Consider the following 446-nt stretch of genomic DNA (forward strand, 5'->3'; position numbering starts at 1 on the left):
TGAGACGGTCCGCGTGATAGTACTCAGTCATCTTGCGAATGCGCTGCTTGTAATTGGTCGCGGCCACTATCTGCAGATAGGCCGCTCCTGACAGGCGCACGGTATCGATCTTCCCCTCGGGATCCTGAACGGTGAGACGGGTGATATTGAGGCCTTTGCTCTCCAGCACCGAGGTCAGCACCAGCTTGCATTTCCACCCTTCGCCGTAGTCCGGAACAACGGTGCGAATGGCCTCCATCTGCCGGCTGTAGGCACCGATGGCGTCGAGCGCCGGCGCAATGTCCTCGGCGATGGTGTCGATGCCCAGCTGACCGGCGATAACGCGCCCCAGCCTCAGCGAGTCCCCGGACGAGTCACGTTCCGGCATGAAGATCCCGAACACTTTGTCCTTGCCGAAGGCAGCCACGCACAAGGATGCGACCACCGAACTGTCGATGCCGCCTGAG

At 61.2% G+C, this 446-nt stretch carries 1 pseudogene; it reads right to left on the bottom strand.

Going from position 1 to position 446, the window contains the following annotated elements:
- Window positions 1-446 (bottom strand): annotated as a pseudogene (gene nadE / locus X744_RS139660) (NAD(+) synthase); the annotation flags it as partial.

It is taken from the genome of Mesorhizobium sp. LNHC252B00 (assembly GCF_000502955.1).
GTDB lineage: Bacteria > Pseudomonadota > Alphaproteobacteria > Rhizobiales > Rhizobiaceae > Mesorhizobium.